Source organism: Streptomyces olivaceoviridis (genome assembly GCF_014650115.1).
In the GTDB taxonomy this organism is placed as follows: domain Bacteria; phylum Actinomycetota; class Actinomycetes; order Streptomycetales; family Streptomycetaceae; genus Streptomyces; species Streptomyces olivaceoviridis.
Map to the genome: position 1 here is coordinate 315,591 of NZ_BMUI01000007.1, position 26,999 is coordinate 342,589.

Below are 26,999 nucleotides of genomic sequence, written 5' to 3' on the forward strand. Positions count from 1 at the left end.
GTAGGCAACACCAGCGGTGTTACGGACTTGCTACGGAGAGTTTTCCGGCGGCACGCGAACCGCTCATCGCGGGATCTCGACCGTTGCGCGTCCGACCCCGCCACACGGGCTCCTCAGACGGCCACCAGGGCACACCGGGCGACCAGGTCGTCCATCGACAGGCCGAGGACGCGCGCCAGCGCGGCCACGGTGAAGAACGCCGGCGTCGGCGCCCGCCCCGTCTCGATCTTGCGCAGCGTCTCGGCCGAGACGCCCGCCTCGGCGGCGACGTCGACCATGCTCCGGTCACCGCGCGCCGCCCGCAGCAACCGCCCGAGCCGCTCGCCGCGTTCACGCTCTTCGGGGGTGAGGGGGGTGCGCACCATACGGCCCATTCTAATACCACCCCGCACCGATCCCCCATTCAAATACCGGTATAGTAATTGGAGTGGTCGCACTGAAGACGGCGTCTCCCCGCTGGAGCTGGACGAGGCGGCCCGGAAGGTGCTGCGCGCAGCGGGCGCGTCCTCACCGTTCCTCGGCCACGAGGCGGCGGTGGCCGGGAACCGAGTCGGCGCCATCGCGCACGCCGTCGGCCGGGGCTGCCGCACGGCCGGTCGCGGCATCCTGGACGGCTTCGGCGGGCACGGCGTGGGCCGCCGTGGGCTCGACCGCGGCCGGGGCGGTGGCCCTCGCCATCGAGCCCCTGGGGACCGGGAGCGGCCAGGACGCCTGCCAGGTGGCGGGCGCCGGCCGGACGCTCCGCACGAACGACGGCTTCCGCGCCGCCCACGTCGAGCACACGGTGGCGATCACGGAGGACGGCCCCCGGGTCCCGACCGCACGAGAAGTCCCGTGAGGGGCGCGGGCCGCCCCCCGCGCTCGCGCGAGCGCCGTGCCGGACCGGCGCCCCACCCTCCTGGGCGGACATGCCCACCCCTACGGATCGTGTCATCGTGGGCATGAGCAACCCGCCCCCGGGTTACCCGGCCGCTCCGCATGTCGTCAGCGAAGGAACCCACGCGATGACCAACGGCTACCCTCCTGACCCCTTCGGTGAATTCCTGGCCCGCTTCTTCGGCGGCACGGGCGGAGCCCCCGGGCCCCGCCACATCGACATCGGCCGCCTGCTCAGCCAGCCGGCCCGGGAGCTGGTCAGAGGAGCCGCCCAGTACGCGGCCGAGCACGGCAGCCGGGACCTGGACACCCAGCACCTGCTGCGCGCGGCGGTGTCGACGGAGCCCACCCGGAGCCTGCTGAGCCGGGCGGGCGCGGACCCGGACTCGCTCGCGACGGAGATCGACGACCGGGCGGGCCCCGTCCAGCACCCACCCGGCGAGGCACCGCCGCCGACCTCGCTGTCGCTGACCCCGGCGGTCAAGCGCGCCCTGCTGGACGCGCACGACATGGCGCGGGCGAGCGGCGCCGGGTACATCGGCCCGGAGCACGTGCTGAGCGCGCTGGCCGCGAACCCGGACTCGGCGGCCGGGCACATCCTGCACGCGGCCCGGTTCTCGGCGGGCGGCCTGCCGTCCGAGGCCCCGGAGAGCGCGCCGCCCCGCCCGGAGCGGCAGCGCCAGCGGCCCACCGGCACGCCGACCCTGGACAAGTACGGCCGTGATCTGACCGACATGGCCCGGCAGGGCCGGATCGACCCGGTGATCGGCCGGGAGACGGAGATCGAGCAGACCGTCGAGGTGCTGTCGCGGCGCGGCAAGAACAACCCGGTGCTGATCGGTGACGCGGGCGTCGGCAAGACGGCCATCGTGGAGGGCCTGGCCCAGCGGATCGCGGACGGGGAGGTCCCGGACGTCCTGGCGGGGCGCCGGGTGGTCGCCCTGGACCTCACCGGGGTGGTGGCCGGCACCCGCTACCGGGGCGACTTCGAGGAGCGCCTCAACAACATCGTGGAGGAGATCCGCGCCCACTCCGACCGGCTGATCGTGTTCATCGACGAGCTGCACACCGTCGTGGGCGCGGGCTCCGGCGGCGAGGGCGGCACGCTGGACGCCGGGAACATCCTCAAGCCGGCGCTGGCCCGCGGCGAGCTGCACATCGTGGGCGCGACCACGCTGGAGGAGTTCCGCCGGATCGAGAAGGACGCGGCGCTGGCCCGCCGCTTCCAGCCGGTCCTGGTGCCCGAGCCGACGGCCGAGGACACGATCGAGATCCTGCGCGGGCTGCGCGACCGGTACGAGGCCCACCACCAGGTCCGCTACTCCGACGAGGCGCTGGTCGCCGCCGTGGAGCTGTCGGACCGGTACCTCACCGACCGGCGGCTGCCGGACAAGGCGATCGACCTGATCGACCAGGCGGGCGCGCGGGTCCGGCTCGGCGCCCGGACGAAGGGCACGGACGTGCGCGCGATGGAGCGCGAGGTCGAGCAGCTGGTCCGGGACAAGGACCAGGCGGTCGCGGACGAGGACTACGAGCAGGCGAAGCAGCTGCGCGACCGGATCGGTGAGCTCAAGCAGGGGATCGCCGAGGTGACCGGCGGGGACAAGGCCGACGAGGGCCAGGACCTGGAGGTGACGGCGGAGGCCATCGCCGAGGTGGTGTCCCGGCAGACCGGCATCCCGGTCAGCCGGCTGACCCAGGAGGAGAAGGAGCGGCTGCTCGGCCTGGAGCAGCACCTGCACCAGCGGGTGGTGGGCCAGGAGGAGGCGGTCGCCGTGGTGTCCGAGGCGGTGCTGCGCTCCCGCGCGGGGCTGTCGAGCCCGAACCGGCCCATCGGCAGCTTCCTCTTCCTCGGCCCGACCGGCGTCGGCAAGACCGAGCTGGCGCGGGCGCTGGCGGAGGCGCTGTTCGGCAGCGAGGACCGGATGGTCCGGCTGGACATGAGCGAGTACCAGGAGCGGCACACCGTCTCCCGGCTGGTGGGCGCCCCGCCCGGGTACGTCGGCCACGAGGAGGCCGGCCAGCTCACCGAGGTGGTGCGCCGGCACCCGTACTCGCTGCTGCTGCTGGACGAGGTGGAGAAGGCGCACCCGGACGTCTTCAACATCCTGCTCCAGGTGCTCGACGACGGCCGGCTCACCGACTCCCAGGGCCGGACCGTGGACTTCACCAACACGGTCATCGTGATGACCAGCAACCTGGGCTCGGAGGCGATCACCCGGCGCGGTGCCGGGATCGGGTTCGGGCCGGGTGGCGCGGAGGCCGACGAGGAGGCGCGGCGCGAGCAGATCCTGCGGCCGCTGCGCGAGCACTTCCGGCCGGAGTTCCTGAACCGGATCGACGAGATCGTGGTGTTCCGGCAGCTGACGAGCGAGCAGCTGCGGCAGATCACCGATCTGCTGCTGGAGACCACTCGGCGGCTGCTGGACGGGCAGGGCGTCTCGGTCGAGTTCACGAGCGCGGCCGTCGACTGGCTCGCCGAGCGCGGCTACCAGCCGGAGTACGGCGCCCGGCCGCTGCGCCGCACCATCCAGCGGGAGGTGGACAACCAGCTGTCCCGGCTGCTGCTCGACGGCACGATCTCCGAGGGCAGCCGGGTGACCGTGGACGCGCGGGACGGGCGGCTGGACTTCCGCACGGAAGCGGCCCGGCCGCCCGCGCCCGAACTCTGACGGCAGGGCCGTGGGCCCTGCCGTCGGCGCGGCTCGGGCCGTGGGCCCGGCCGTCAGCGCGCCGGGTCCACCACCATCGCCGAGCCGCCACCGCGCCGTACCTTCTCGGCGGCGGCCAGCCACTTGCCGTCCGGCAGCCGCTGCACGCCCGTGGCCGCGCCGATCTCCGGGTTGAGGCTGAAGGAGTGCCCGATGGCCTCCAGCCGCTTCCTCAGGTCGCTGTCGTACAGCCCCGGTTCCAGCTCGGTCCGGGCGGCGTTGCGCTGGCTGGCGCGCGGTGCGGCGATCGCGTCCACCAGGGGCAGTTTCCGGTCCAGGAACCCGGTGAGCGTCTGGAGCACGGTGGTGACGATGGTCGCGCCGCCGGGTGAACCGAGCGCCACGACGGGCCTGTTGTGCCGGTCCAGGACGATCGTCGGGGAGATCGAGGAGCGCGGGCGCTTGCCCGAGCCCGGCAGGTTCGGGTCGTGCACGGCCGGGTTGGCCGGGGCGAAGGAGAAGTCGGTCAGCTCGTTGTTGAGCAGGAAGCCCCGGCCCGGGACGGTGATGCCGCTGCCGCCGGTCTGCTCGATGGTGAGCGTGTAGGCGACGACGTTGCCCCACTTGTCGGCCACGGTGAGGTGGGTGGTGTTCTCCCCCTCGTACGTCGTCGGGGCCGCCGTACCGCCCTGGCCGCAGGGGGCCGGGTGCCGGGGGTCGCCGGGCGCGAGCGGGCTGGTGAGGACCGCGTCGTCCTTGATCAGGCAGGCGCGGGAGTCGGCGTACCGCTGGGACAGCAGTTGCGCGGTCGGGACGTCCTCGAAGGCGGGGTCGCCGACCCAGCGTCCGCGGTCGGCGAAGGCGATGCGGCTGGCCTCGATGTAGTGGTGCAGGTACTGCACCTCGCTCGCCTTCGACAGGTCGGTGTTCTGAAGGATGTTGAGCGCCTCGCCGACCGTGGTGCCGCCGGAGGAGGAGGGCGCGATGGAGTACACGTTCAGGCCGCGGTACGACGTCCTGGTGGGCGCCTGGAGCTTGGCGCGGTAGACGGCGAAGTCCTTCTCGGCCAGCTTGCCGGGGCGGGCGTTCCAGCCGGAGGCGGGGTCCACGGGCGGGTGTTCGACCGTCTTGACGATGTCGTCGCCGATGTCCCCGCGGTAGACCGAGCCGATGCCCTGCCGGCCCAGTTGCTCGTAGGTGCGGGCGAGTTCGGGGTTCTTGAACGTGGAACCGACGACGGGCAGCCGTCCGTTCGGCAGGAACAGCTTCGCGGTGTCCGGGAAGTAGCGGAACCGGGTCTCGTTCGAGGCGGTCTGCGCACGGAAGGTGTCGTCCACCGTGAAGCCGTCGCGGGCGATGCGCTCGGCGGGCTTCAGCAGGGTGCCGAGCCGCTTGCTGCCCCACTGGTCCAGCGCCTTCTGCCAGGTGGCGGGCGTGCCCGGGGTGCCGACGCTCAGACCGCTGCTGACGGCGTCGGCGAAGGCGAGCGGTTTGCCGTTCTCCGTGAACAGGTCGGCGTCGGCGCTCAGCGGCGCGGTCTCGCGCCCGTCGACGGTGTGCACCGTGCGGGACTTGGCGTCGTAGTAGACGAAGTAGCCGCCTCCGCCGATGCCGGCCGAGTAGGGCTCGGTGACGCCGAGCGCGGCGGCGGTGGCGACGGCCGCGTCGACCGCGTTGCCGCCGTGCTTGAGCACCTCGATGCCGACGGCGGAGGCGTCGGCGTCGACGCTGGCGACGGCGCCGCCGTAGCCGACGGCCACCGGGACCTTCGCCGGTGTCCTGTTCGCCGTCGCGGCGGGCGGCGCCGCCGCCCCCACCGACACCATGGCGGCCGAGACCGCCAGAACCGCCAGTTTCCGCGTGCCTGGACGACCCATCCGTACCTCCCGTCGGGACAAGTCCGCGCAGCGTAACCGGATAACCGGTACTACCGACAGTACGCCTGCGCACCGCGGTCGTCGTCCGGGCCCGCTACCGTGCGCGGCCATGAACGACGACGTGCGCAACATCGTCCTCGGGGTCATGGCCACGGGCGTCTCGGCCGCGCTGGGCTGGGTCGCCCGGACGTACCTGTGGAAGCGCCGGCTGCGCCGCAAGCAGTCCTTCTTCGGGCTGCCGGACCACGCCGAGTCGCTGTTGGTGGTCAACCGCAACGCGGGCGGGCCGGAGCTGTCGGTGATGCGGCACGACGTGTTCGCCCTGCTGGAACTGTCCGCCCTCATCAAGGACTGCAACGCCCACGCGCGGGTGGTGGCGCACGACGCCGCCCAGCAGGGGTTCGGCGAGCGCACGGAGGTCTGCCGGCGGCGGCCGTACTGGACGGCGCGGCCACCCTCACCGGCCGCGAGAGCCCCGAACTGCGGGACATCTTCGACAACCTGTACACGTCGAACCTGTCGAAGGAACAGGAGAGGGTCGACTGGGGGCGGAAACGTTCCGCCACGACGTATGCGGACCAGCTCAACAAGAACGGCGCCGCCGTCATGCTGGCCAACGCCTGGGGCGACACGGTGTTCCCGGCGAACCAGTACGCCTCCTTCTACGAGAAGCTGACCGTACCGAAGCGGCTGGAGCTGCGCCCCGGCGACCACGCGACACCCGAGCTCACCGGTCTGTTCGGGCTGCCCAACGACGTGTGGACGGACACCCGGCGCTGGCTCGACCACTACCTCCGGGGCGTCGGCAACGGCGTCGACCGGGAGCAGCCGGTCCGGCTGAAGTCCCGTACCACGGGGGCGTACGAGGGCTACCCGGACTGGGAGTCGGTCACCGCGACCCGGCGGAAGCTGGCACTCACCGACTCGCCCACCATCCACGCGAACGTCGACTCCGGCGCGGACGGCGGGATCGTCTTCCTCTCCAGCATCCTGGACCAGGTCGCCCGGCTGCCGCCCACCGCCTCCCTGCCGCTGCTGCCGCGCCGTTGGGCGGCCGTGTGGCAGTCGGAGCGGTACGGCGCCGCCCAGCGGGTCCGCGGCACGGCCACCCTGCACACCACGCTCACCCCGAGCAGGGAGAGCGGCACCCTCATCGCCCACCTGGACGACGTGGGCCCGCTCGGCATCGGCGAGCTGGTCACCCACGCGCCCTGGACCTGGCACGGGCGGACGCCCGGCGAGCCGTTCGCCGTCGACCTGGACCTGTTCTCCACGGCCTACGACGTCCCCGCCGGGCACCGCCTCGCGCTGGTGGTCGACACGGTCGACCCGCTCTACGCCGAGCACAACCCGTCCGGCGCGCAGCTGACCTTCTCCTCGCCCTCGGACGACCCGTCGTACGTGTCCGTCCCGCTCGGCGAGCAGTGATCTCCGGCTGCCGCCGGACGAGCCTGGCCCGTAGAACTGCCGCCCCCCTCATGCTTCGGGGCCGTGGGGGGCACCCCACCCGGCAGCAGCGCCCCCGGCCCGGGAGCGGCGACCGCCACCCCCGTGGTCCTGGGGCTGCGCCGCTCCCGCCGGGACACCCGGTCGGCGAACCAGGAGAGCAGCATGCACATCCCGATGCAGATCGGCGAGATCACCATCACCACAGGGATGAACGGCAAATCGTAGTCGAGGATGGAGGCGATGAGCTTCCCGGCGTGGAGGAACTCCTCGCAGGTGGTGAGAAAGCCGAGGGAGGTGTCCTTCAGGGTGACCACCAGCCGGCTGATGACGGCGGGCAGCACGGCGGGCACCGCCTGCGGGACGAGGACGTACGCCATGACCTGGGCCTTGCGCATGCCGAGCGCGAACGCGGCCTCGCCCTGGCCGCGTTCGACGGCGTTCACGCCCGAGCGGAGGACCTCGGCGAGCACCGAGCCGTTGCAGAGGCGAGGATGACGACGGCGGACAGGGCGGCGCAGACGGCCTGCCGGCGGCGGGTGCGCAGGCCCGGGACGTCGTAGAGCGCGGTCGCCCCCGTCATCGCGCCACTCCCCAGGTCCGCTCCATCACGTGGAACAAGGCGCTGTTGGCGAGCGTGATGACGAGGTAGCCGACGGGCGGGATCACGGACCGGAACGCCTGCGGCAGCACCACCAGCGACAGGGTTAGCGGTCGATGGCGGGAGGTCTGGGTGCGGGCACGCCGGACCGGCCGGGCGTGGCGTCGTACGCCTTCTTGCAGTCGCCGTTGCTCTCCCGGGTCGCCAGGGCGTCGTCGAGGGCGAAGCGCAGCGCGTTGTCGCCGTGCGGGACGCCAATGCCGTACGGCTCCTCGGAGAACGGCGCGCCGACGGCCTCGAGTTCGTCGGGGGTCTTGGCCGCGTAGCCGATCAGGATGGCGTCGTCGGTGGTGAGGTCCTGCGGGCCGTGGATGTCGTCCTCCTCCTCGCGGACCAGGAGCGACTGGCCGGCCAGGTAGTAGGGGCCGGCGAAGCCGACGAGCTCCTTGCGGCCCGCGTTGACGGTGTAGGTGCCGACGTAGTAGTCGATCTGGCCGTTCTGGAGGGCGGTCTCGCGGTTGGCGGAGGCGATCGTGCGGAAGCGGACGGTCTTCGGCGGGAAGCCGAGGGAGGCGGACATCATCCTGGCGATCTCGATCTCGATGTCGATGTCGAAGCCGGAGCAGGCGCCGGTGGCCGGGTCCCTCTCGGCGAGGTAGGGCTGGTCCTCCTTGGCGCCGACCACGAAGTAGCCGCGCTTCTTCGCCCGGGTCCAGGTCCGCGAGGCGGGCAGGCGGAAGTCCTGGGCCACCTGGTAGTGCGGGAGCCTCTCGGGCGCCGGGCCCTTGCCGGGCGGGCTGCCCCCTGCCGCAGGCGGCGGCCGGCAGGGCCAGCGGGACGCACAGGGCGCGGGTGCCGCAACCTCTCCCGACGACAGCGGAGTTGAGGACGACACGCACCTTCCGGGGCAATAGCCGTATGTACGCCCACAGGGGCATCCGGAGCAGCGGGCGTCAGGTCTCGGCGATCTCCGCGTACAGCTGGGACAGCTCGGGAACCCCGCTCACCGCCCACTCCTCCCCGGCCGGCACCACCTCCACGGCGCGGCCGGAGGCGAGGCGTACGACGGGCTCGCCGTCGGACCGGATCCGCCAGGCGGCGCCGGGTACGGTGCGCACGACGACCGTGCCCAGGTACAGCCCGGCGTCGTGGCCCAGCCAGGGCAGGATCTCCGGGTCGTCCCGCCAGCGCGGGACCATCTGGTCCAGGGCCTCCAGGGAGGCCGGGGTGTCGTCGAGGCGGACGCCCGCCCGAGCCGCCTGCGAGCGCAGCAGCTCGCATTCGGACAGCAGCGCGGCGACCGCCTCGGGGTCGGCGCGGAGCGCCGCTTCCGCCTTCTTCGCGTGCCGGGGGCCCAGGAACGGAAGGTTCATGGACCCAGCGTGGCATCACACGTCCAGGTCGACCACCACCGGCGCGTGGTCGGAGGCGCCCTTGCCCTTGCGCTCCTCGCGGTCGACGTAGGCGTCCTTGACGGCCTGGGCGAACGGCTGGTTGCCGTAGACCAGGTCGATGCGCATGCCGCGGTTCTTCGGGAAGCAGAGCTGGCGGTAGTCCCAGTAGGTGAACGGGTGGTCGTACTTCAGCGGGCGCGGCACGACGTCGTCCAGGCCGGCCTCGCGCAGGGCGGCCAGCGCGGCACGCTCGGCCGGGGTGACGTGGGTGGAGCCCTCGAAGGCGGCCGGGTCGTAGACGTCGTCGTCCGTCGGCGCGACGTTGTAGTCGCCCAGCACCGCGAACGGGCGGCTGCCCTGCGCGTCGCCGTACACGGCCGCCTTCAGCGCCTCGAACCACTGGAGCTTGTACGCGTAGTGCGGGTGGCCGACCTCGCGGCCGTTCGGCACGTACACCGACCAGACGCGGACCGGGCCGCAGGTCGCCGAGAGGGCGCGCGGCTCGGTCACGCCGTCGTAGCCCGGGTCGCCGGGCAGGCCCTTGACCACGTCCTCGATGCCGACGCGGGAGAGCACCGCCACGCCGTTCCACCGGCCGGTCGCGTGGACCGCGGCCTCGTAGCCCAGCTCGCGGAGCTGGTCGAACGGGAACTGCTCCTCGGCGACCTTGGCCTCCTGGAGGCAGAGCACGTCGGTGCCGCTGCTCTCCAGCCAGGCCAGCAGCCGGGGAAGGCGGGCGGTGATCGAGTTCACGTTCCAGGTAGCGATGCGCATGCCTCACAACCTACCTGGCGGGTCCGACAACGCCCGTCCGCGCGCTCAGACCTCGGTCCACGCCCCGGGGTGCAGCCGCTGGTGCTCCGTGCCGCCCAGGCGGCCGAGGTGGCCCTCGTAGAGCGGCAGGGCGAGGTCGGTGAGCAGGGCGTCGTGGACGTCGTACGCGCGCCGCGGGCCCACCTCGCGGACGTAGTCGATCACCTCGGAGATCTTGTTCCAGGGGGCCATCACCGGCACCAGCAGCGTCTCGACCGCCTGGCCGGGCACGGTGAGGGCGTCACCGGGGTGGAAGACCTTCCCGCCGTCGATCAGATAGCCGACGTTGGTGATGCGCGGGATGTCCGGGTGGATCACCGCGTGCAGCTCGCCGTGGACCTGGACGTCGAAACCGGCGGCGGTGAAGGTGTCGCCGTGGCCGACGGTGTGCACCCGGCCCGGGAAGGCCGCCTCGACCTGGTCGGCGACCGACTTCAGCGTCCAGATGTGGGCGGCCGGGTTGTTCTCCATGGCGGCCCGCAGCCGGAACTCGTCGAAGTGGTCCGGGTGCTCGTGCGTGACCAGGATCGCGTCCGCGCCGAGGGCGGCGTCCTCCTCGGAGAACCCGCCCGGGTCGATGACGAGGGTCTGCCCCTCTTTCTCCAGGCGGACGCAGGCGTGGGACTTCTTCGTGAGCTTCATGTCTCCCCATCCTGCCGTCTGCGACCGCCCGGGGCGCTACTCGGCGGGCGTGGTCTCCTCCCGGATCACCTGCTGGGCCACCCGGAACGCGCTGTTCGCGGCCGGCACCCCGCAGTAGACGGCCGCCTGGAGCAGCACTTCCTTGATCTCGTCCGGGGTGAGCCCGTTGCGCAGGGCCGCCCGGGTGTGGAAGGCCAGCTCCTCCAGGTGGCCGCCCGCGACCAGCGCGGTGAGCGTGATGCAGCTGCGGGTACGGCGGTCCAGGCCGGGGCGGTCCCAGATCTCGCCCCAGGCGTAGCGGGTGACGAACTCCTGGAAGTCCCCGGAGAACTCGTCGGCCTGTGCCAGCGCCCGGTCCACGTGGGCGTCGCCCAGCACCTCGCGGCGGACCTTCAGCCCGGTCTGGTACCGGTCCGGCTGCCCGGTGGGCTGCGCCGGTACGGCGGCCGGGGCGATCTCGGCGACCGGCGCGGGCTGCGGCGCGGCGGCCGGGACCGGGACGGCCGGTGTGCCCGGCAGGGCGGTCTGGCCGGTGTCGTAGGGCTGCTGCCAGGCGGTGGAGAAGTGGTGGACGAGCAGGTCGGTGACGGCGGCGGGCTGCTCGACCGGCACCAGGTGGGAGGCGCCGGGGACGACCGCGAGCCGGGCGTCCGGGATGCCGGCGACCAGGGTGCGGGCCTCGGCCGGGCCGGTGACCTGGTCGTCGGAGCCGACCAGCACCAGGGTCGGCACCCCCACCCGGCCCAGCTCGGGCCGTACGTCGAAGGAGGCCAGGGCCTCGCAGGCGGCGATGTAGCAGCCGGGGTCGGTGGTGCGGACCATCTGCACGGCCCACTCGGTGATCGCGGGCTGCGCCGCGGCGAACCCTCCGGTGAACCAGCGGTCGGGCGCGGTCCGGGCGATCGGGTCGAGCCCGTTGGTGCGCACGACCACCCCTCGCTGACGGAACTCGTCGGCGGTGCCGAACCGGGGGGAGGCCGCGACCAGGGCGAGGGAGGCGAGCCGCGCGGGGTGGCGCAGGGCCAGCTCGATGCCGATCGCGCCGCCCAGCGCACAGCCCGCGTAGCCGAACCGCTGCACGCCGAGCGCGTCCAGCGTCGCCAGCAGCCGGGCGCTCAGCTCCGCGACCGAACCGGCCGGGTGCGCCGGGGCGCCGCCGTGACCGGGCAGATCGAACCGGAAGACGCGCCACTGCTTGGCCAGCTCCGGGACCTGGCGGTCCCACATGTGCCATGTGGTACCCAGTGAGGGACCCAGGATCAGGACCGGAGCGTCTTCTGGCCCGTCAAAGCGGTATTGCAGGGTGTTCGGGGGTGTCTCACTCACGCCCCAGACCCTCTCACGTCTCACGAAATCTCACACGACCAGGGGAACCCGGCGGCTCTTGACCCGCGCGGCGCGGCACGCCCGGACCTTCCGGGTCTTACCGACGAACAGCCTGAACTACCGCCACACGGCGAGAAAGCTCTGCCTTCCCTCGCAGGAGGGAAGACGTTGGCCGGAGCCTGGCTGCCCCTTCCCGTTGCCGCTGCTGGTCCGCAGCCAGCAGCCGGCCTCCGGGTCACCTCGATTTTGGCGGCCATACCGCTGGGCAGGTCGCTCACCCGGTAGGCCGCCTGACTCACGCTTGCCCCTCCGTTGCAGCACCGTGCAGGCCGTCCCACGTTGTGGCGGCTCCGCGGAGGTCCTGCACGTCCGGCTTCACATACCACTTCTTGGTGGTCTTGACCTTCGTGTGTCCAGCCCACCGGGCAAGGATGTGATCCGGCACGCCGTTGTGGGCGAGTATGTGAGGCAGGAGGACCGTGCGTCGTAGAGGCGCACTCTGCGGAGCTCAAGGCTCTGCATGAGCCGGTACGCGCGTCTGCGGAGCTGCTTGATCGTGAAGGCTTCCCCGGTCTCGTGCACCACGACGTGTCCGGAGTCGGAGTAAGCCTCACCGAGGACAAGCTTCTCCTTGGCTTGGAGAGCCCTGAACGACTTGAGGGCAGCGAGCACCGGTTCCCATCATGGTCCGCGTGTTGGCTATGGTGATCGTGGCAGCCTCCAAGTCCACGTCTTCCCACCGGAGTCCGCAGACTTCAGCCGGACGTAGACCCATGAGGGACAGCAAGAGGGCAGCGTAGAGCCGTTCCGTCCGAACACCGTGAATTAACTTCTGAATCTCCTGGACGTTCCACGGCTTCACCTCCTGCTTCTTCTTTCGCTCTTCTTTGCGTGCCCTACGCGGAATGGTCACATGCTGGGCCACGTTCATGGTTACCAGCCGACGCGTAACGGCTCGATTCAGGGCGTCCTTCAATCGGGCGAGACTCATTTCAACGCTGGTCACTCCCAGCGGAGTACCTGCTGCACCACCGCGTACACGCCCGTGCTTCAACGCCCAGTGCATCCACCCTTCTACGTCTTCTTCGGTGAGTTCCTGAAGCCGGATGCGCCCCGGCCTCCCCCGAACCCGGTCGAGGGTAATACGATAGTTGTAGATAGTGGTCTCTTCCAGATCGGCTGCCTTCATGGCCAGCCACTGATCGAGCCACTCGTTCACATTTATCTGGTTGGGCGGTACGAACGTCCCTTCCTCGCGGCGGTTGGTGATGCGCGCGTACTCAGCCTTCTCCTCCTTGAGAGTGGCGAACGTACGCGTCAGCTGCTTGCGCCTCCCGGTGGCAGGGTCGATGCCCACGTCGACCACGAACCGGTAGCGCACCAGCCCCTTGGAGTTGGGTGGCAGAGCGTGGCGTTCGTCCTCAGTTTGGGGCCCGTCCCATGCAGCCGCGCCGGGGATTCCGGACCCAGAGGCCGCGCTCGCCGCGACGCTCACCTTCTGGGAGGACTGGACGCAGGAATGCACCTATGACGGGCCCTACCGCGAGGCCGTGGTCCGTTCCTTGATCACGCTGAAGGCGATGACCTATGGACCGAGCGGTGGGATCGTCGCGGCGCCGACCACGTCGCTGCCCGAGGAAATCGGCGGCAAACGTAACTGGGACTACCGCTTGACCTGGCTGCGCGACGCCGCCATGACCCTCGCCGCCCTCCTAGGGTCTGTGTGATGTCGTGATCAATCGGCTGCTCGTAAGAGGTCTTCGAGCCAGATCATCGAGGCGCGAAGTTCGAGGCCGGCGAGTAGCGGGCTCCACCACCTTCACGAACGGACCAAAGTGGCTCGCATTCCCGTTGCCCGAGTGGCTCCGCTTCACCCTGTCGAAAACAGCAGGCGTGTCGGTCGCATCGGGCGCGAGGGGGTCATTGGTGGCGGCGTCTGAAGACGACCATCCGCAGGACCGTGAAGCGCACCACGGTCACCAGGGCGAAGCTCGGCGCAAGTACCAGGGTCTCCGCTGCTGATGAGGCGGTAGGCCGGTAGTGGCGGAAGAGCAGGACAGCGCCTGAGGTGACCAGGTACGCCAGGACGAACAGGCCACCCGCGGCCAGATGCGCCTGGAGGGCCCGGACCGGGGACCCGTGAAAGGTCAGCCGACGGTTGGCCTCCGTGTTGAGGACGGTGACGACAAGTAGGGAGGCGAAATTGGCCAGGATGGGCGGCGACCACTGGCGCAGAACCCAGTACAGCATGGCCTGGGCCACAGTGGAGGCGACGCCGATCACGACGAACCAGAACACTTCTCTGGTCAGCGCGGTGCGGCCGAGCCATGTGGCGGCGCTGCGCCGTGCGCTGAGGCGTCGCACCCCACCATCATGAGGCCCCCGTGCGACCCGTCGAGCCGTGCGCAGAGCCGGTTCAACCGTTCGGCTGACGATCGACACCCGCATGCACGACAGGCACAGAGAGTCGACCCGATCTGCGCCAGTTTGTGGCTGACGATTTGACAGGCACTGACGGAGCGGTGAGGTTCGATGCCCACGTTGAGAGACGGTCTGGGAACAGGGGAGGCAGTCGTTGGGCATCAGCGGACGGCCACCGGCTGCGGGCTCCGGCGGGTCGCAGCCGCGGGGATCGGACGAGGATCACGCGCAGGGGCGCCTCGAGCACGTTCGCGCTGCCGCGGCGGCGCGGGCCACCAAGGGGGCCGCTCGCACCAGGGCCCTCGTGCGCCGGGCCGAGCAGGCTCCTCCGCCCCCGGGACCGTTCCGACCCGGCTTCTGGCGCAGTCCCATCCGCGGCCCCTGGCTGACGTCCGTGTTCGGCCTGGTGCTGCTGATCGGCATCCCGCTGCTCTTCGTCACCGGGCTGCTCTCCTACGCCTCCTACAACCCCGACCTGAGCCCCCTCAACGACGAGACTGCCGACAAGGGCGTCCTGGGCTTCTACCTCTTCAGCTGGCCCACACATCCCTACTGGTTGTACCGGCTGCTCCAGGGCGTGCACGTGACGCTGGGCGTGGTGCTGGTGCCGGTGCTGCTGGCCAAGTTGTGGTCGGTGATCCCGAAGCTGTTCGAATGGCTGCCGGTACGCTCCATCGCCCACGGCCTGGAGAGGCTGTCCCTGCTGATGCTGGTCGGCGGCGCCATCTTCGAGTTCGTCACCGGCATCTTCAACATCCAGCTCTACTACGTCTTCCCGGGCTCGTTCTACCGCCTGCACTTCTACGGCGCCTGGGTGTTCATCGCCGCCTTCGTCGTCCACGTGTGTCTCAGACTCGGCCGGATGACGCGGGCCCTGCGCTCGCGCAGCCTGGGCACCGAACTGCGCACCGACCTCACCCACACCGTGCCCGAACCACCCGATCCCGACGGCCTGGTGGCAGCCGCGCCCGCACCGCCCACGATGACCCGCCGCGGCGCGGTGGGCATGGTGGGCGCGGGATCGCTGCTCCTGTTCGTCGTGACCGCGGGACAGAGCATCGGCGGACGGCTGCGCGCCACCGCGCTGCTCGCACCGCACAACCGCGATCCGGGCAGCGGCCCGAACAGCTTCCAGATCAACAAGACGGCGGCGAAAGTCGGCGTCACCCCCGCCCTCGTCGGCCCCAACTGGCGGCTGGAGGTCCACGGACGCGGAGCGCCACGGGTCTTCACCCGCGAGCAGCTCCTGGCGATGCCCCAGCACGCCGCCGCACTGCCGATCGCCTGCGTGGAGGGATGGTCCACCGAGGACCAGCACTGGAGCGGCCCCCGGCTGGCCGACCTCGCTGCCTTGGCCGGACTGCCCGACGCCGCAAGCGTCCTGGTCCAGTCCATCCAACCTCCCGGCCCCTTCACCCGGGTGATGCTGCGGGGCAACCAGATCCACGACCCCCGAGCGCTGCTCGCCCTCCGCGTCAACGGCGCGGACCTCTCACTCGACCACGGCTACCCGGCCCGCATCATCGTCCCGGCCAACCCCGGCGTGAACAACACCAAGTGGGTCCACCGGCTCACCTTCAGGGCGTGACCATGGCACGATTCGCACGCTGGTACGGCTCCGGCCCCCTGCATCTGCTCGTTCTGATCGCCTCGTTCGCCCTGACCGGCTACGCCATGGTGCGCCTGTTCGCCGTCCAGCCCTGGGAGGTGGCGATCTGGTTCGTCGGTGCGGCGATCCTCCACGACCTCATCCTGCTGCCGCTGTACTCTCTGGCCGACCTGTCGGCCCTCTCCGTACTGCGGCACCGAGCCCCCGCCGGACCGACGGTGCCGTGGATCAACTACCTGCGCGTTCCCGCCTTCCTGTCAGGTCTGCTCCTGCTGGTCTGGTTCCCCCTCGTCCTGCGTCTGGCGGTCCCCTACCCCGGCGACACCGGGCTGTCCGACAACGTCTACCTCGGCCGATGGCTGGCGATCACCGCCGTGCTCTTCGCCGCCTCCGCAGCGGCCTTCGCGGTGAGACTGCGCGGCGCGCGCCGGGCCGGCCGCGGCGACGAGAGCCGACCCACCGCAGGGCATGACGCAGCACCGTGACAGCGGACGAGGACGAGCCGTACGACCCCAACGAGGATCCCTACGCGCTCGCCCTACGACCCGGCCCTGAACCGGTATTCCTGCGGCTGGCCGACGGGCGCCGCATCCGGATGCCGGTGCACCGCTGGCACGAGCAGCCCACGGCGGCAGACAAGACCGTGCTGAAACACTGCATCGGCCCCGTCCTCGACGTCGGATGCGGCCCGGGCCGCATCTGCAGAGCACTCCTGAGCCGCGGAGTCTTCGCCCTCGGGGTCGACATCACACCTCGCGCGGTCGCCCTGACCTGTGGCCTGGGCGGGCTCGCACTGTGCCGATCGGTCTTCGACCAGCTGCCGGCCGAGAGAGGCTGGAAGACGGTACTGCTCATCGACGGCAATATCGGCATCGGAGGCAACCCCCATAGCCTGCTGCGCCGCTGTGGCGAACTCATCGCCCCCACCGGGCGCCTCCTCGTCGAGGTCGACCCCCATGACGTCGAAGAGCTGTGCACCGCCCGGTTCGAGAACCTCCAAGGCCAGAGCGGTCCGTACTTTCCCTGGGCGCGGGTCGGGCGACCAGCGCTCCACAGGATCGCCGAAGACCTTGCCCTCAGCGTCACCGACCAGTGGGGATACGGCCGCCGACGCTTCCTCGCCCTCGGCCGTCCGGATCCGGCCTCTTGGCCTCGCTGATGACGCGGGGTCGGCCACGCCGCGGCGGGGAGACACGACGCACGCCGAGCGCGGCACCAGCTCGTGCCACTCGCTCGGAGCAACCGTCGGCAACCGGCACGTGCGATCGACCGAACGTGCTGATTGGCTGGAGGTGAATCCGCTGTTCAGGAAGGCTGGGATCCATGTCACCCGTCAGGCACCCGGAGAGACCTGCGGCGCAGGCGACTGCTCACGTCGTCCCGGCCGGGCCGCGTCCGGCCCGAGGTGGACGGGCTGCGACCCATGAGTGCGCGACCGATCGGTGACCACGCCCTGCTGTCCGACTGCCGCTCGGCCGCGCTGGTCACCTCCGACGGCTCGGTGGACTGGCTGTGCCTGCCCCGCTTCGACAGCCCGGCGATCTTCGCCCGACTCCTCGACGAGGACGCCGGCCACTGGTCCATCCGCCCTGTCACCGGCCCCGTCGACATCAGCCGCCGTTACGTCGAGAACACCCTCGTTCTGGAGACGGTCTTCCGCACGACCGGCGGCACGGCGGTCCTGCGGGACGCCCTCGCCCTGGGACGGCGCGAACGCGGGCACGCGCTCGGCACCGCCTCCCCCGGAATGCTGCTGCGGCAGATCACCTGCACCGAAGGGCGGATGGACATCGAGATCGCCTACGCGCCGCGCCCGGAGTTCGGACTCGTCCACCCACTCCTCTCAGCCGTGCCAGGCGGGCTTGCGGCGTACGGGGGCGCCCATGTTCTGCTGCTGTCGAGCCCCGTAGACCTACGGATGAGCGGCTCCACGGCCCACGGCCGAATCCCGCTCTCGGCCGGGCACCGCCTCGGATTCGCCCTGCATGTCGGGACGGCGTGGGAGAGGGAGTCGGCGGCCTGGCGGACGGGACGGATCCGGCGTCGCATGTCCGACACCGTCAAAGGCTGGCGGTCCTGGTCGAAGCTCCACCGCGGCTACGTCGGCCCCTGGCAGGACGAAGTGAGCCACAGCGGGCGCGTGCTACGGGCCCTGACCTTCACTCCCACCGGGGCCATCGTCGCCGCGGCCACCACCTCTCTGCCCGAGAAGACGGGCGGAACGCGCAACTGGGACTACCGCTACACATGGGTCCGCGACGCCAGCTTTACCATTCAGGCACTGGCCACGGCCGCCTGCGAGAAGGAGAAGAACCGGTTCTTCGCCTTCCTCGCCCGGGCCGCGGCAACCCAACTCGACCGCGGCGCCGACCTGCAGATCATGTACGGCATCGGCGGAGAACGTGACCTGAGCGAGCGGCCCCTGCCTCACCTGACCGGCTGGCGCAACAGCAGCCCCGTTCGGATCGGCAACGACGCCTGGCGACAACGCCAGCTCGATGTCTACGGCGAACTCCTCGACGCCGCAGCCCAGACCCTTCCACCCGATGAGCCTCTCGACCCGGCCACCCGCACCTTCCTGCTCCAGGCAGCCGAGACAGCCGCCCTACGGTGGACCCAACCGGATCAAGGCATCTGGGAAAGACGCGGACCCAGCAGACACTTCCTCCACTCGAAACTGATGTGCTGGGTCGCCCTGGACCGAGCCATCAGCATGGCCCCTGCCCTGCAGGCCGACGAACGCCTGCCCCAGTGGCAGCAGGAGCGCGACCAGATCCGCCAGGCCATCGAACAGCGCGGTTGGAACCCCGACCTGGGCGCCTTCACCCAGGCATTCGACACTGACGACCTCGACGCCTCCGCACTGATGCTGCCCATCGTCGGCTTCCTGCCACCACACGACCCCCGCATCCAGTCCACCGTGCTGGCCATCGCCACCCACCTGACCGACCACAACGGCTTGGTCCGCCGCTACCTCACCGACGAACTACAGGAAGAGGAAGGCACCTTCCTACTGTGTACCTTCTGGCTTGCCCAAGCCCTCGCCCTCACCGGCCACACCGCCCGTGCACGACACGCCTTCCAAACCGCCCTCGCACACGCCAACGATCTCGGCCTGCTGGCCGAGGAGACCGACTCCACCACAGCAGAGGCCCTCGGCAACTTCCCCCAAGCCTTCAGCCACATCGGTCTCATCAACGCCGCTCGCGCCATCCGCGATGCCGAGCGACAAGAAATGCACGCCTAAGGCCTGAGTGAGGTCGTGATCAATCTCGGGTTCTGGTCCCGTGCGGGGCCGGGAACTGGTAGGACGCTGGTTGTGACACGTAGGCAACTCACCGACGAGCAGTGGGAGATCATTGAACCGTACCTGCCGATAGGCGAGTACGGTCCGTACCCCGAGCGGCTACGGGAGCAGTTCGAGGGGGTGATCTGGCGGTTCCGGTCCAGCGCCCAGTGACGCGAGATGCCCTCCGAGTTCGGACCGTGGGCGACCGTCTACGGGCGCTTTCGCGTCTGGCGGGACGCCGGGGTCTTCTCCGCTCTTCTGGAAGGCGTGATCGCCGAGGCCGCGCGCCGGGGACAGACGGACTTATCCCTGGTCAGCGTGGACTCCACCACGGCCCGCGCCCACCACGACTCGGCCGGGATGCACATCGGCAAGGACGTCATGGAGGCCCTTGAGGAAGCCGCCGCCGAGCAGGAGCGGGCCCGGCAAAAAGGGGCGGGCCGCCAGAACAGAACGGACAGGACGGCAGGGACGACCCCGAGCAGGAAGAGCGACGGCGTATCCGGCGACGGCGCAAGCTCCGCTTGAACCAAGCCCCGCTCGGCAGATCCCGTGGTGGACTGACGAGCAAGATTCATCTCGCCGCTGACCGCAAGTGCCGTCCGCTGTCACTCGTACTGACCGCAGGACAGGCCGCCGACAGCCCGCAGTTCGTCCCCGTGCTGCAGAAGATACGGGTCCGTCTGCCTGTCGGCCGGCCTCGAACCCGGCCCGACGCTGTCGCCGCGGACAATGCCTACTCGTCCCGCACTACTGTAGATCGCGGGACTCATCGACTCAGCCGCCGCTCTTGCGCCTGAACGACCGCTGACTCGCAGCCGGGCCGTGCGCCGAACGCACCTTCGACGCATCGGACTTGGCGGCAATATCAGCGGCGTCCGCCTGCGCACCGCGCTTGCGCGCCAGGGCTTCGCGGAACTTGCGCTTGAGGTCGTAGTTGCCGTCGCTGTCCGGCTCCAGAGAGGACGTCTCGGGGGCAGCCGGCTCCGAACCTTCCGTAGATACGGGCTCTGCGGTCATGGTGATCTCCTGGGTTCGGGGGTGGGCAAGCACAGTTTGTCATGCTGGGCGCAGTGCGAGGCGCCGGCAACATCATTCTGCTCCGTTTCGGCGGGTATCCCTCTCGCGGCCAAAGGTGTTGACTTCGTAGGTGAGGCGCACGTGACGGCTTCAGGCCGGGCCGAGGGTTGTCGATCCCGTGGCCAGGCTGCCAGGGCAACGGCTCTCAGCCGTTGCGACGCACGAGGGCGGCCCTGCGGGCCTCGGCAAGCTTGCGGGCCTCGCCCGCCTTTCGGGACTTGCCGCCGGCGCCGCGGGAGGTGCCCTTGTTGGTGCCGAGGCCGCGGAAGGGAGCGTTGGTGTTCTTGGGTCGGGGGACGGCGGGCCCGCCGTCGAGCGGGATCCCGGAGGGAGTCTTGGCGCCGGTGATCCGGCTCAGCTCCGCCTCGCCCGAGCGCACCTTGGTGACGGTCGGCTCGATGCCGGCCCCGGCCATCATGCGGCTCGTCTCACGGCGCTGGCCCGCCAGCACGAGCGTGACCACGCTGCCGGACTCACCGGCGCGGGCGGTGCGGCCCGCCCGGTGCACATAGTCCTTGGCATCGGTGGGCGGGTCGACGTTGACCACGAGATCGAGGTCGTCGACGTGCAGGCCACGGGCCGCGACATTGGTCGCCACCAGAACGGTGATCTGGCTGTTCCTGAACTGCGCCAGGGTCCGTGTGCGCTGTGGCTGGGACTTGCCGCTGTGCAGGGCCCCGGCGTGCACCCCGCTGGCCCGCAGATGCCGGGTGAGCTGGTCGACGGCGTGCTTGGTGTCGAGGAACAGCAGTACGCGGCCGTCGCGGGCGGCGATTTCCGTGATGACGGCGTAGCGGTCAGGGCCGTGGACGACCAGAACGTGGTGCTCCATCGTCGTGACCGTGCCCGCGGCCGGGTCGACCGAGTGGACGATGGGGTCGTGGAGGTAGCGGCGGACCAGTTGATCGACGTCGCGATCGAGAGTGGCCGAGAAGAGCATCCGCTGACCGTCGGGGTGCACCTGCTCGAGCACGTCGGCAACCTGCGGCAGGAATCCCAAGTCGCACATCTGGTCGGCCTCGTCCAGCACAGTGACTCTCACCCGTCCCAGGCGGCAGGCGTTGCGCTCGATCAGGTCGTGCAGGCGTCCGGGGGTAGCGACGACCACCTCGGCTCCCTGGCGCAGCGCGGCGACCTGCCGACCGACCGACGTTCCACCGACGACCGTGGCGATCCGCAGCCGCAGTGCCTCGGCGTACGGCGCCAGCGCCTGGGTGACCTGTTGGGCCAGCTCCCGGGTAGGCACCAGGATCAGAGCAAGGGGCTGCTTCGGTTCCGCGCGCCGCCCAGCCGTCCGTGCGAGCAGCGGCAGGCCGAAAGCGAGCGTCTTGCCTGATCCGGTGCGCCCGCGTCCCAGGATATCGCGCCCCTCCAGGGCATCGGGCAGTGTGGCGGCCTGGATCGGAAAGGGTTCGCGCACCCCGAGTTCGCTAAGTGTCCGCAGCACCTCCGTCGGCAGTTCCAGACCGGCGAAGGTGACGGCCGGAAGCAGCGCCGGGGTCGTTGCCTCGGGCTGGGCGGGACTGCCGTGCGCGATGCCGGAGTCATTGGGATGCTTCATAAACAGCCTTCCGTAAGGGAACGTACCGAGGAAGGCCCGGCAGGTTTGAACAGCCCACGCACAAGCCGAGCGGAACAGGCAGCATCGCCCACCGCGACGACCACGCAAACGCGTGAGACTAACACATGGCATAACCTCGCGCCGGTGATACCGATCACCCCTGTGTACGGGTGCTGGCAGCGGATCGGCCTGGAACAACCGTTCCCCTTGAAGAACGGCCCCACCCCACGGGCGAGTTGTCGAGCCACGCATCGAGCCTTACGGGCGGGGCAGCAGGCCCCTGCTGCGGGTGCAGGTCAGCAAGCCGGACGCCGTCCCACCCGATGCTGACCATTTGCTGACCCGGACGCGGCGATCAACGCTTCGACCGCACGTCGTCGCACTCAGTGGAGTCCTCGATCAGTGGCCGCCATTCCCACCGTGGCCTCCGCCACCACCGCCGTGGCCGCCGCCACCGCTGCCATAGCCGCCATGGTCTCCACCGCCGCCGTAGCCACCGTGGTCGCCGCCATAACCACCGTGATCTCCGCCGTGGTCGCTGCTGTAGGAGCTGTTGTTGCCGTGTTCCGTGGCGAAGGCGCTGTCGGCCGTGCCGATCGCCGCTGCACCGGTCAGCAGCAGGCCCGAAGCGGACAACGCGACGAGACGCCGAATGCGCTGTGATCACTCGCGGGCATGCAGGGGGCGGACGATGTCGGTCGGCAACGTCCATAAGACGGAACAAGTCGCAGCTTCCGCGACCATGAACGGCCCGCGGACGAGAAGCCCGCGTCCCGCGGCGGGGGCAGACATCGCATCAGACACTTCCAGAGACATTCGACTTTGCAAGAGCAAAGGCTTCTCCCCCATTTCAGTGCACGACCAGCGAGTTACGGAGCCGTACGAGCAATGACCTTGCCATCCCAGAAGCTGGAGTGGCAGAACCAGCACCTGTCGTAAACCGCAGGCAACATCCAGAGACAAGTGCACAAATCGGGGGCCGTGATAGGTCAATGCCACTGCGGCCCCGCTCAGCCGACGTGGCACGGTCCCGCACCCGAAGAGGGGAGCGGGACCGTGCCGGGCAGCGGGCGCGGGACCGTGCCGGCGGGTACGTGATCAGCTGGTCGTGAGGGCGGTGTCGTCGACGACGAAGTCGGTCGCGAGATAGGCGTCTTCAACGCCGGTGAACTTCAGGGTGACCGTCTGGCCCGCCAGCGAGGAGAGGTCGACGGTCTTCAGGGCGTAGCCGGAGGCCGCGTTGGCGTTCGAGTACGTCGCCAGGGTCTTCGAGCCGGCGGTGACCGTCAGCTTGTCGTAGGCGGTGCTGCCGCTCTCCGTGGTGTCGATGTGCAGGTAGAAGGTCAGGGTCGCCTTGCAGCCAGCGGGGATGGTCACCGGCTGGGAGAGAGTGTCGGTGTGTGCGGAGCCCCAGCCGTTGAGCCAGGCCGTCCAGGAGCCGCCGTGGGCCGGCTCACGGGTGTCGTTGTCGATGACGCCGCTGTCGGTCCAGCCGGTGTCCCCTGACTCGAAGCCCGGGTTGGCCAGGAGCTGGGTCGAGGTGCAGCCGCCGCCACCGCCGCTGGTGCTGACGGTCCAGGTGAAGGTCGTGGTGCCGGTGGCGGCGGCGGAGTCCTTCACGGTGACGGTGGTGCTGTAGGTCCCGGCCGCGGTGGGGGTACCGGAGATGAGGCCGGTGGAGGCGTTGATGGCCAGGCCGGTGGGCAGGCCGGAGGCGCTGTAGGTCAGGGAGCCGCTGTTGGTGCTGGTGGCCTGGACCTGGAGGCTGACCGCGGTGCCCGCGGTGGAGGACTGGCTGCCCGGGTTGGTGACGGTCACGCCGCTGCTGGGCGGGGTGATGTGGCTGCCGACGTTGATGCCCGCGAAGGCGTTGCCGACGGCCGCGTACTGGGCGGAGTTGGTGCCGTACAGCGCGGCCGCGGCGTTGAGGGCGGCGGTGCGGGCACCGGCGTAGTTGGTGCTGGACGTCATGTAGGACGTCAGCGCCTTGTACCAGATCTTCAGGGCGGCGTCGCGGCCGAGGCCGGTGACGGCGACGCCGTCGGAGGTCGGGCTGGTGTAGGTGACACCGTTGATCGTCTTGGTGCCGCTGCCCTCGGCCAGCAGGTAGAACATGTGGTTGGCCGGACCCGAGGAGTAGTGCACATCCAGGTTGCCGAGGGAGGACGACCAGTAGTCCGCCGAGTTGCCGTCCTTGCTGGGCTTGTCCATGTAGCGCAGCGGGGCGCCGGTGCCGTTGATGTCGACCTTCTCGCCGATGAGGTAGTCACCGGGGTCGGAGCTGTTGTTGGCGTAGAACTCCACGCCGGTGCCGAAGATGTCGGAGGTCGCCTCGTTGAGACCGCCGGACTCACCGCTGTAGTTCAGGCCCGCGGTGTTGGAGATGACGCCGTGGCTCATCTCGTGACCGGCGACGTCCAGCGAGGTCAGCGGGTCGTTGTTCCCGGTGCCGTCGCCGTAGGTCATGCAGAAGCAGCTGTCGTCCCAGTACGCGTTGGCGTACGCGTTGCCGTAGTGCACGCGGGAGTAGGCTGCCTGGCCGTCGTTCTTGATGCCGCTGCGGCCGAAGGTGTCCTAGGGCCTGTTGTGAAAGTGCTGGTCACAGCCATCAACGAGTTGCTGTGACCAGCACTTTCACAACAGACCCTAGTAGCGGCGCGTCTGCGCACCGTATCGACCCGCCTGTGGGGGCGACACGTTCAACAGCCTGAGCAGCGCCTTCACACCACCCAATCAGAACGTGGGCGATTTCGACCAGGAGACGTGTTCTCTTCTGAACTGCTTGCAGCCACGTCAGCCCGCTCGGTCGAGCGAATTGACCGACGCGCCCATCGCCGACGCCTAGAACTGGCTCAGACCCGGGGGATCCATACCCGCAGCGCACGGGGGCTGATGCGGCACCGCACCGGAGTCGGCAGACTGACGGCTTCGCCGTCCAGCCCGGCGGGGAGGGCCGGGACGTCGGCGTAGACGACGATGTCGTCGGGCGTGGCGAGACGAGTGAGGCCGTGGGGTTGCCGGCTACGTAGTCTCGTGGCCGTCTCGGCGGGCGTCTCCACCCTGACGGCCAGTACTCCCAGGAGACCGGAGTCGAGGCGCGCACGCCTGCCGAGCCCGGCCGGGTCATCCACTTGGTAAGGGTTGTTGCTCACCAGCACGGCATCCGGCCCGTCAACGGTGAGCAGCCCGGTGCGGACCACCAGCTTCGGGCCCTCGTGGCGGGCCAGGAAGTCCGGAAGGACGCGTACCGCCGTGCCCAGCTTGTCGTCCCGATAAGCCGGGTCCTGCACCAGGGCGGCATAAGCACCGAACGAGACGTTGTTGACGAACGCACGCTCGCCTGCGTACCCGAGATCCACGCGCAGCTCGACGCCGTCTGTGAGGGCCTCCAGCGCGGCCGACGGGTCCTCACGGTTCAGGCCGAGATCCATGGCGAAGTGGTTGCGGGTACCCGCCGGAATGACCACGAAGGGCAGGCCGCTCTCCGCGGCCACCTCGGCGACAAGCGCCTGTGTACCGTCTCCGCCGGCCACGCCCAGCAGATCCGCACCGTCGTCCACCGCGCGTCGGGCGACCGTCGCCAGGTCCTGGGGCAGGGAAGGATCGATCAGGACCACCTGGGCTCCGAGCGTGCGGGCGCGTTCCGCGATCCGGAACCGGCTCGCTTTTCCTCCCCCCGAACGCGGATTCACGATCAGACAGGGCCGCCGCGCACCGGTCGTCGGCCGCGGCGCGTTCTCGGTCACGGCGCGTACCCTGAGGCCGCGTGCGTCAGCCGAACGCGTCTCACTGACGACAGCGGGTTCGCCGCGGTCACGCCCGCGGCTGACGGCTCCGTCCCCCACCGGACCGGCGGTCCGGCGATTGCGCCTACGGCCACCGCCACCATGACACTCCTTCGACAGTTACGGCCTACGGCATCAGCGTGCAACTCGGCGTGGGGATCCGCACCTGGGGTGCGGCGGTGCCCCTAACGCGTTCACCACCGCCGAGCCGACGCCGTCTCCCCGGTCGAGGGTCCGACCGGGGCCTTCTCCAGCGCCAGCCGAACGGGCGAGGACGCCCAGGACGTGATGGACGCGGCAGCCTCGGTGGCGATCCGTTGGGGGACGGCCGAACCATTCATCACCGCAGCGCGAATCAGACGGGGTCACGTACGACAGTGCCGGGAAACATCGCGCACCGGGCGGAGAGATCTCATCGTTTTCCCGTCACCGGGGCTGGGCACCCGATGCCCATGGCGACGCGTCCGGTTCCGGTGCGAACCATCCTCGCCACCATCGGCCTGGTACTCGCCACCTACGCCGTCCTCGAACTGGTGGTCCAGGCTCGCCGGGTGCTGATCTGGGCGGTCATCGCGTTGTTCCTGGCCGTCTCCCTTCATCCTGCGGTAGAAGCCTTGCAGCGACGGGTGCCGCGGTGCCGACGGTCGGTGGCCGCCTTGCTGGTCTTCCTGGCCACGGCCGCGGTCATCGGCGCGGTGATCGCCCTGTTCGTCATCCCCCTGGCCCAGGAGGGAAGCCGGTTCGCCGGTCGTCTGCCCGCGATGATCAGAGACGCCCAGGCCGGTCGCGGGCCAGTCGGTAACCTGCTGGAACGGACGCACGCTCTGCGGTATGTCCAGCACCATCAGGCGCAGATCCACGCGTTCGCCACCGGACTGAGCACGCCCGTCGCGAAGTTCCTCCGCAGCGCCGCGAGCACCGCGGCAGGCGCTGTCACGATTTTCGTGCTGTCCTATCTGATGGTGCTGGAGGGCCCCAGGGCCATAGACCGGTCCCTGGCCCTCGTGGACGAGGCGCCTGCGGCCCGCATACGCCGCGTCGGAGCCGCGTGTGCCCGCACCGTCAACGGCTATCTGACCGGCAACTTGCTGATCAGCGTCATCTGCGGGCTTCTGACCTACGTCGTGCTGCTGGTTTCCGGAGTGCCGTTCGCCGGCCTGCTGGCCCTCTTCGTCGCCGTGACCGACCTCATCCCCCTGGTGGGAGCCACCATAGGAGCTGTCGTCGCCTCCGCAGTGGCGTTCGTCCACTCCCTGCCGGCCGGCATTGGGGCCATCATCTTCTTCATCGTCTATCAGCAGGCCGAGAACCATCTCCTGCAACCGGTCATCCTCTCTCGGACGGTGAAACTCAACCCCCTCACCGTGCTGCTGGCCACCCTGATCGCCGCCGACGTCGCCGGAATCCTCGGTGCCCTGCTGGCGATTCCCGTCACCGGCATCATCCAGGTCGTCCTCGGTGACATCTGGGCTCACCGCGGCGGTCGGTCACTGGGACTGCCGACACGGACAGACAACAGCCCCGAGGACACCGACCGGTTCGACGCCCCCGGATGACGGCCCCTTGGAATCCGGGCCGCCGCCGGTCGAGGGGCTTCTCCGCTTATCCGCCTCTCCGCTTCTCCGGCT

The 26,999-nt window shown here is 70.2% G+C and carries 20 protein-coding genes and 7 pseudogenes; 12 read left to right on the forward strand and 15 right to left on the reverse strand.

What is annotated here, in order from left to right; genetic code table 11:
• Positions 1-113: 113 nt before the first annotated feature.
• Positions 114-365 carry a helix-turn-helix domain-containing protein gene (locus IE273_RS16685; RefSeq protein WP_189815960.1) on the reverse strand — a complete coding sequence of 84 codons (252 nt, stop codon included), beginning with the start codon at positions 363-365 and terminating at the stop codon, positions 114-116.
• 79 nt (positions 366-444) lie between these two features.
• Between IE273_RS16685 and IE273_RS16690 the strand changes: the two are divergent.
• Positions 445-838, forward strand: a pseudogene (locus IE273_RS16690) (hypothetical protein); the annotation flags it as partial.
• Positions 839-1,004: 166 nt separating this feature from the next.
• The gene (locus IE273_RS16695; RefSeq protein ID WP_189816036.1) at positions 1,005-3,548 is read left to right on the forward strand and encodes an ATP-dependent Clp protease ATP-binding subunit; all 2,544 of its coding nucleotides are present in this window, start codon (positions 1,005-1,007) and stop codon (positions 3,546-3,548) included.
• A 53-nt stretch (positions 3,549-3,601) separates the two neighbouring features.
• Here the strand turns inward: IE273_RS16695 and ggt are convergent, their stop codons facing one another.
• Positions 3,602-5,404 carry a gamma-glutamyltransferase gene (gene ggt / locus IE273_RS16700; RefSeq protein ID WP_189815961.1) on the reverse strand — a complete coding sequence of 601 codons (1,803 nt, stop codon included), beginning with the start codon at positions 5,402-5,404 and terminating at the stop codon, positions 3,602-3,604.
• Between the two features lie 420 nt (positions 5,405-5,824).
• On the opposite strand from ggt, the pseudogene IE273_RS16705 reads away from it, so the two are divergent.
• Positions 5,825-6,832: pseudogene (locus IE273_RS16705) on the forward strand (CocE/NonD family hydrolase C-terminal non-catalytic domain-containing protein); the annotation flags it as partial.
• 74 nt (positions 6,833-6,906) lie between these two features.
• Here the strand turns inward: IE273_RS16705 and IE273_RS16710 are convergent.
• The 8 genes and pseudogenes from IE273_RS16710 to IE273_RS16745 form a co-directional block, all read right to left on the reverse strand.
• Positions 6,907-7,338, reverse strand: a pseudogene (locus tag IE273_RS16710) (ABC transporter permease subunit); the annotation flags it as partial.
• Entirely contained in the window at positions 7,293-7,433 is a 141-nt protein-coding gene (locus IE273_RS16715; RefSeq protein WP_189815962.1) for a hypothetical protein, read from the reverse strand. The gene IE273_RS16715 and the pseudogene IE273_RS16710, both read right to left, overlap by 46 nt.
• A 124-nt stretch (positions 7,434-7,557) precedes the next feature.
• Positions 7,558-8,296: pseudogene (locus IE273_RS16720) on the reverse strand (transporter substrate-binding domain-containing protein).
• 108 nt (positions 8,297-8,404) lie between these two features.
• Positions 8,405-8,824, reverse strand: coding sequence for a DUF6278 family protein (locus IE273_RS16725; RefSeq protein WP_189815963.1), 420 nt, complete (start codon positions 8,822-8,824; stop codon positions 8,405-8,407).
• A gap of 15 nt (positions 8,825-8,839) precedes the next feature.
• Positions 8,840-9,619: an exodeoxyribonuclease III gene (locus IE273_RS16730; protein ID WP_058082659.1), complete on the reverse strand. Its 780-nt coding sequence runs from the start codon at positions 9,617-9,619 to the stop codon at positions 8,840-8,842.
• 45 nt (positions 9,620-9,664) lie between these two features.
• Positions 9,665-10,300 carry an MBL fold metallo-hydrolase gene (locus tag IE273_RS16735; protein ID WP_189815964.1) on the reverse strand — a complete coding sequence of 212 codons (636 nt, stop codon included), beginning with the start codon at positions 10,298-10,300 and terminating at the stop codon, positions 9,665-9,667.
• Positions 10,301-10,336: 36 nt separating this feature from the next.
• Positions 10,337-11,626 carry a bifunctional 3-oxoadipate enol-lactonase/4-carboxymuconolactone decarboxylase PcaDC gene (gene pcaDC / locus IE273_RS16740; RefSeq protein WP_189815965.1) on the reverse strand — a complete coding sequence of 430 codons (1,290 nt, stop codon included), beginning with the start codon at positions 11,624-11,626 and terminating at the stop codon, positions 10,337-10,339.
• 610 nt (positions 11,627-12,236) lie between these two features.
• Complete coding sequence (locus IE273_RS16745) at positions 12,237-13,007, reverse strand: tyrosine-type recombinase/integrase (protein ID WP_229887254.1); 771 nt, start codon at positions 13,005-13,007, stop codon at positions 12,237-12,239.
• 46 nt (positions 13,008-13,053) lie between these two features.
• Between IE273_RS16745 and IE273_RS16750 the strand changes: the two are divergent.
• Positions 13,054-13,347 (forward strand): annotated as a pseudogene (locus IE273_RS16750) (glycoside hydrolase family 15 protein); the annotation flags it as partial.
• Positions 13,348-13,546: 199 nt separating this feature from the next.
• Here IE273_RS16750 and IE273_RS16755 read toward each other — a convergent pair.
• Entirely contained in the window at positions 13,547-13,990 is a 444-nt protein-coding gene (locus tag IE273_RS16755; RefSeq protein WP_229887255.1) for a GtrA family protein, read from the reverse strand.
• A 361-nt stretch (positions 13,991-14,351) separates the two neighbouring features.
• On the opposite strand from IE273_RS16755, the gene IE273_RS16760 reads away from it, so the two are divergent.
• The 6 genes and pseudogenes from IE273_RS16760 to IE273_RS45145 form a co-directional block, all read left to right on the forward strand.
• On the forward strand, positions 14,352-15,635 hold the full coding sequence (locus IE273_RS16760; protein WP_189815967.1) for a molybdopterin-dependent oxidoreductase: 1,284 nt from the start codon (positions 14,352-14,354) through the stop codon (positions 15,633-15,635).
• 2 nt (positions 15,636-15,637) lie between these two features.
• Complete coding sequence (locus IE273_RS16765; protein ID WP_189816038.1) at positions 15,638-16,141, forward strand: hypothetical protein; 504 nt, start codon at positions 15,638-15,640, stop codon at positions 16,139-16,141.
• Positions 16,138-16,815 (forward strand): class I SAM-dependent methyltransferase, encoded by a 678-nt coding sequence (locus tag IE273_RS16770; protein WP_189815968.1) that lies wholly within the window; start codon positions 16,138-16,140, stop codon positions 16,813-16,815. The genes IE273_RS16765 and IE273_RS16770 overlap by 4 nt, the downstream gene beginning before the upstream one ends.
• 264 nt (positions 16,816-17,079) lie before the next feature.
• Positions 17,080-18,903: a glycoside hydrolase family 15 protein gene (locus tag IE273_RS16775; RefSeq protein ID WP_189815969.1), complete on the forward strand. Its 1,824-nt coding sequence runs from the start codon at positions 17,080-17,082 to the stop codon at positions 18,901-18,903.
• A 72-nt stretch (positions 18,904-18,975) separates the two neighbouring features.
• Positions 18,976-19,116, forward strand: coding sequence for a hypothetical protein (locus IE273_RS43530; protein ID WP_229887256.1), 141 nt, complete (start codon positions 18,976-18,978; stop codon positions 19,114-19,116).
• Between the two features lie 6 nt (positions 19,117-19,122).
• A pseudogene (locus tag IE273_RS45145) lies at positions 19,123-19,694 on the forward strand (transposase); the annotation flags it as partial.
• A 28-nt stretch (positions 19,695-19,722) separates the two neighbouring features.
• Here the strand turns inward: IE273_RS45145 and IE273_RS16785 are convergent.
• Positions 19,723-19,965, reverse strand: a complete 243-nt coding sequence (locus IE273_RS16785; protein ID WP_189815970.1) for a DUF5302 domain-containing protein — start codon at positions 19,963-19,965, stop codon at positions 19,723-19,725.
• Between the two features lie 205 nt (positions 19,966-20,170).
• A complete protein-coding gene (locus IE273_RS16790; protein WP_189816039.1) occupies positions 20,171-21,586 on the reverse strand; it encodes a DEAD/DEAH box helicase in 1,416 nt (471 codons plus the stop codon).
• Between the two features lie 402 nt (positions 21,587-21,988).
• Between IE273_RS16790 and IE273_RS16795 the strand changes: the two genes are divergently transcribed.
• On the forward strand, positions 21,989-22,249 hold the full coding sequence (locus IE273_RS16795) for a hypothetical protein (RefSeq protein WP_189815971.1): 261 nt from the start codon (positions 21,989-21,991) through the stop codon (positions 22,247-22,249).
• A gap of 435 nt (positions 22,250-22,684) precedes the next feature.
• Here the strand turns inward: IE273_RS16795 and IE273_RS16800 are convergent.
• Both IE273_RS16800 and IE273_RS16805 read right to left on the reverse strand, forming a co-directional pair.
• A pseudogene (locus IE273_RS16800) lies at positions 22,685-24,160 on the reverse strand (M4 family metallopeptidase); the annotation flags it as partial.
• Positions 24,161-24,438: 278 nt separating this feature from the next.
• Positions 24,439-25,332 carry a diacylglycerol/lipid kinase family protein gene (locus IE273_RS16805; RefSeq protein WP_308437041.1) on the reverse strand — a complete coding sequence of 298 codons (894 nt, stop codon included), beginning with the start codon at positions 25,330-25,332 and terminating at the stop codon, positions 24,439-24,441.
• 491 nt (positions 25,333-25,823) lie between these two features.
• Between IE273_RS16805 and IE273_RS16810 the strand changes: the two genes are divergently transcribed.
• On the forward strand, positions 25,824-26,927 hold the full coding sequence (locus IE273_RS16810) for an AI-2E family transporter (protein WP_189815972.1): 1,104 nt from the start codon (positions 25,824-25,826) through the stop codon (positions 26,925-26,927).
• Positions 26,928-26,999 lie beyond the last annotated feature (72 nt).

Excerpts from the sequence above, each read along its gene's own strand:
- IE273_RS16685 (WP_189815960.1), bottom strand. The coding sequence starts at position 365 with ATGGTGCGCACCCCCCTCACCCCCGAAGAGCGTGAACGCGGCGAGCGG.
- IE273_RS16695 (WP_189816036.1), top strand. The coding sequence starts at position 1,005 with ATGACCAACGGCTACCCTCCTGACCCCTTCGGTGAATTCCTGGCCCGC.
- ggt (WP_189815961.1), bottom strand. The coding sequence starts at position 5,404 with ATGGGTCGTCCAGGCACGCGGAAACTGGCGGTTCTGGCGGTCTCGGCC.
- IE273_RS16715 (WP_189815962.1), bottom strand. The coding sequence starts at position 7,433 with ATGACGGGGGCGACCGCGCTCTACGACGTCCCGGGCCTGCGCACCCGC.
- IE273_RS16725 (WP_189815963.1), bottom strand. The coding sequence starts at position 8,824 with ATGAACCTTCCGTTCCTGGGCCCCCGGCACGCGAAGAAGGCGGAAGCG.
- IE273_RS16730 (WP_058082659.1), bottom strand. The coding sequence starts at position 9,619 with ATGCGCATCGCTACCTGGAACGTGAACTCGATCACCGCCCGCCTTCCC.
- IE273_RS16735 (WP_189815964.1), bottom strand. The coding sequence starts at position 10,300 with ATGAAGCTCACGAAGAAGTCCCACGCCTGCGTCCGCCTGGAGAAAGAG.
- IE273_RS16765 (WP_189816038.1), top strand. The coding sequence starts at position 15,638 with ATGGCACGATTCGCACGCTGGTACGGCTCCGGCCCCCTGCATCTGCTC.
- IE273_RS16775 (WP_189815969.1), top strand. The coding sequence starts at position 17,080 with ATGAGTGCGCGACCGATCGGTGACCACGCCCTGCTGTCCGACTGCCGC.
- IE273_RS16785 (WP_189815970.1), bottom strand. The coding sequence starts at position 19,965 with ATGACCGCAGAGCCCGTATCTACGGAAGGTTCGGAGCCGGCTGCCCCC.
- IE273_RS16790 (WP_189816039.1), bottom strand. The coding sequence starts at position 21,586 with ATGAAGCATCCCAATGACTCCGGCATCGCGCACGGCAGTCCCGCCCAG.
- IE273_RS16810 (WP_189815972.1), top strand. The coding sequence starts at position 25,824 with ATGGCGACGCGTCCGGTTCCGGTGCGAACCATCCTCGCCACCATCGGC.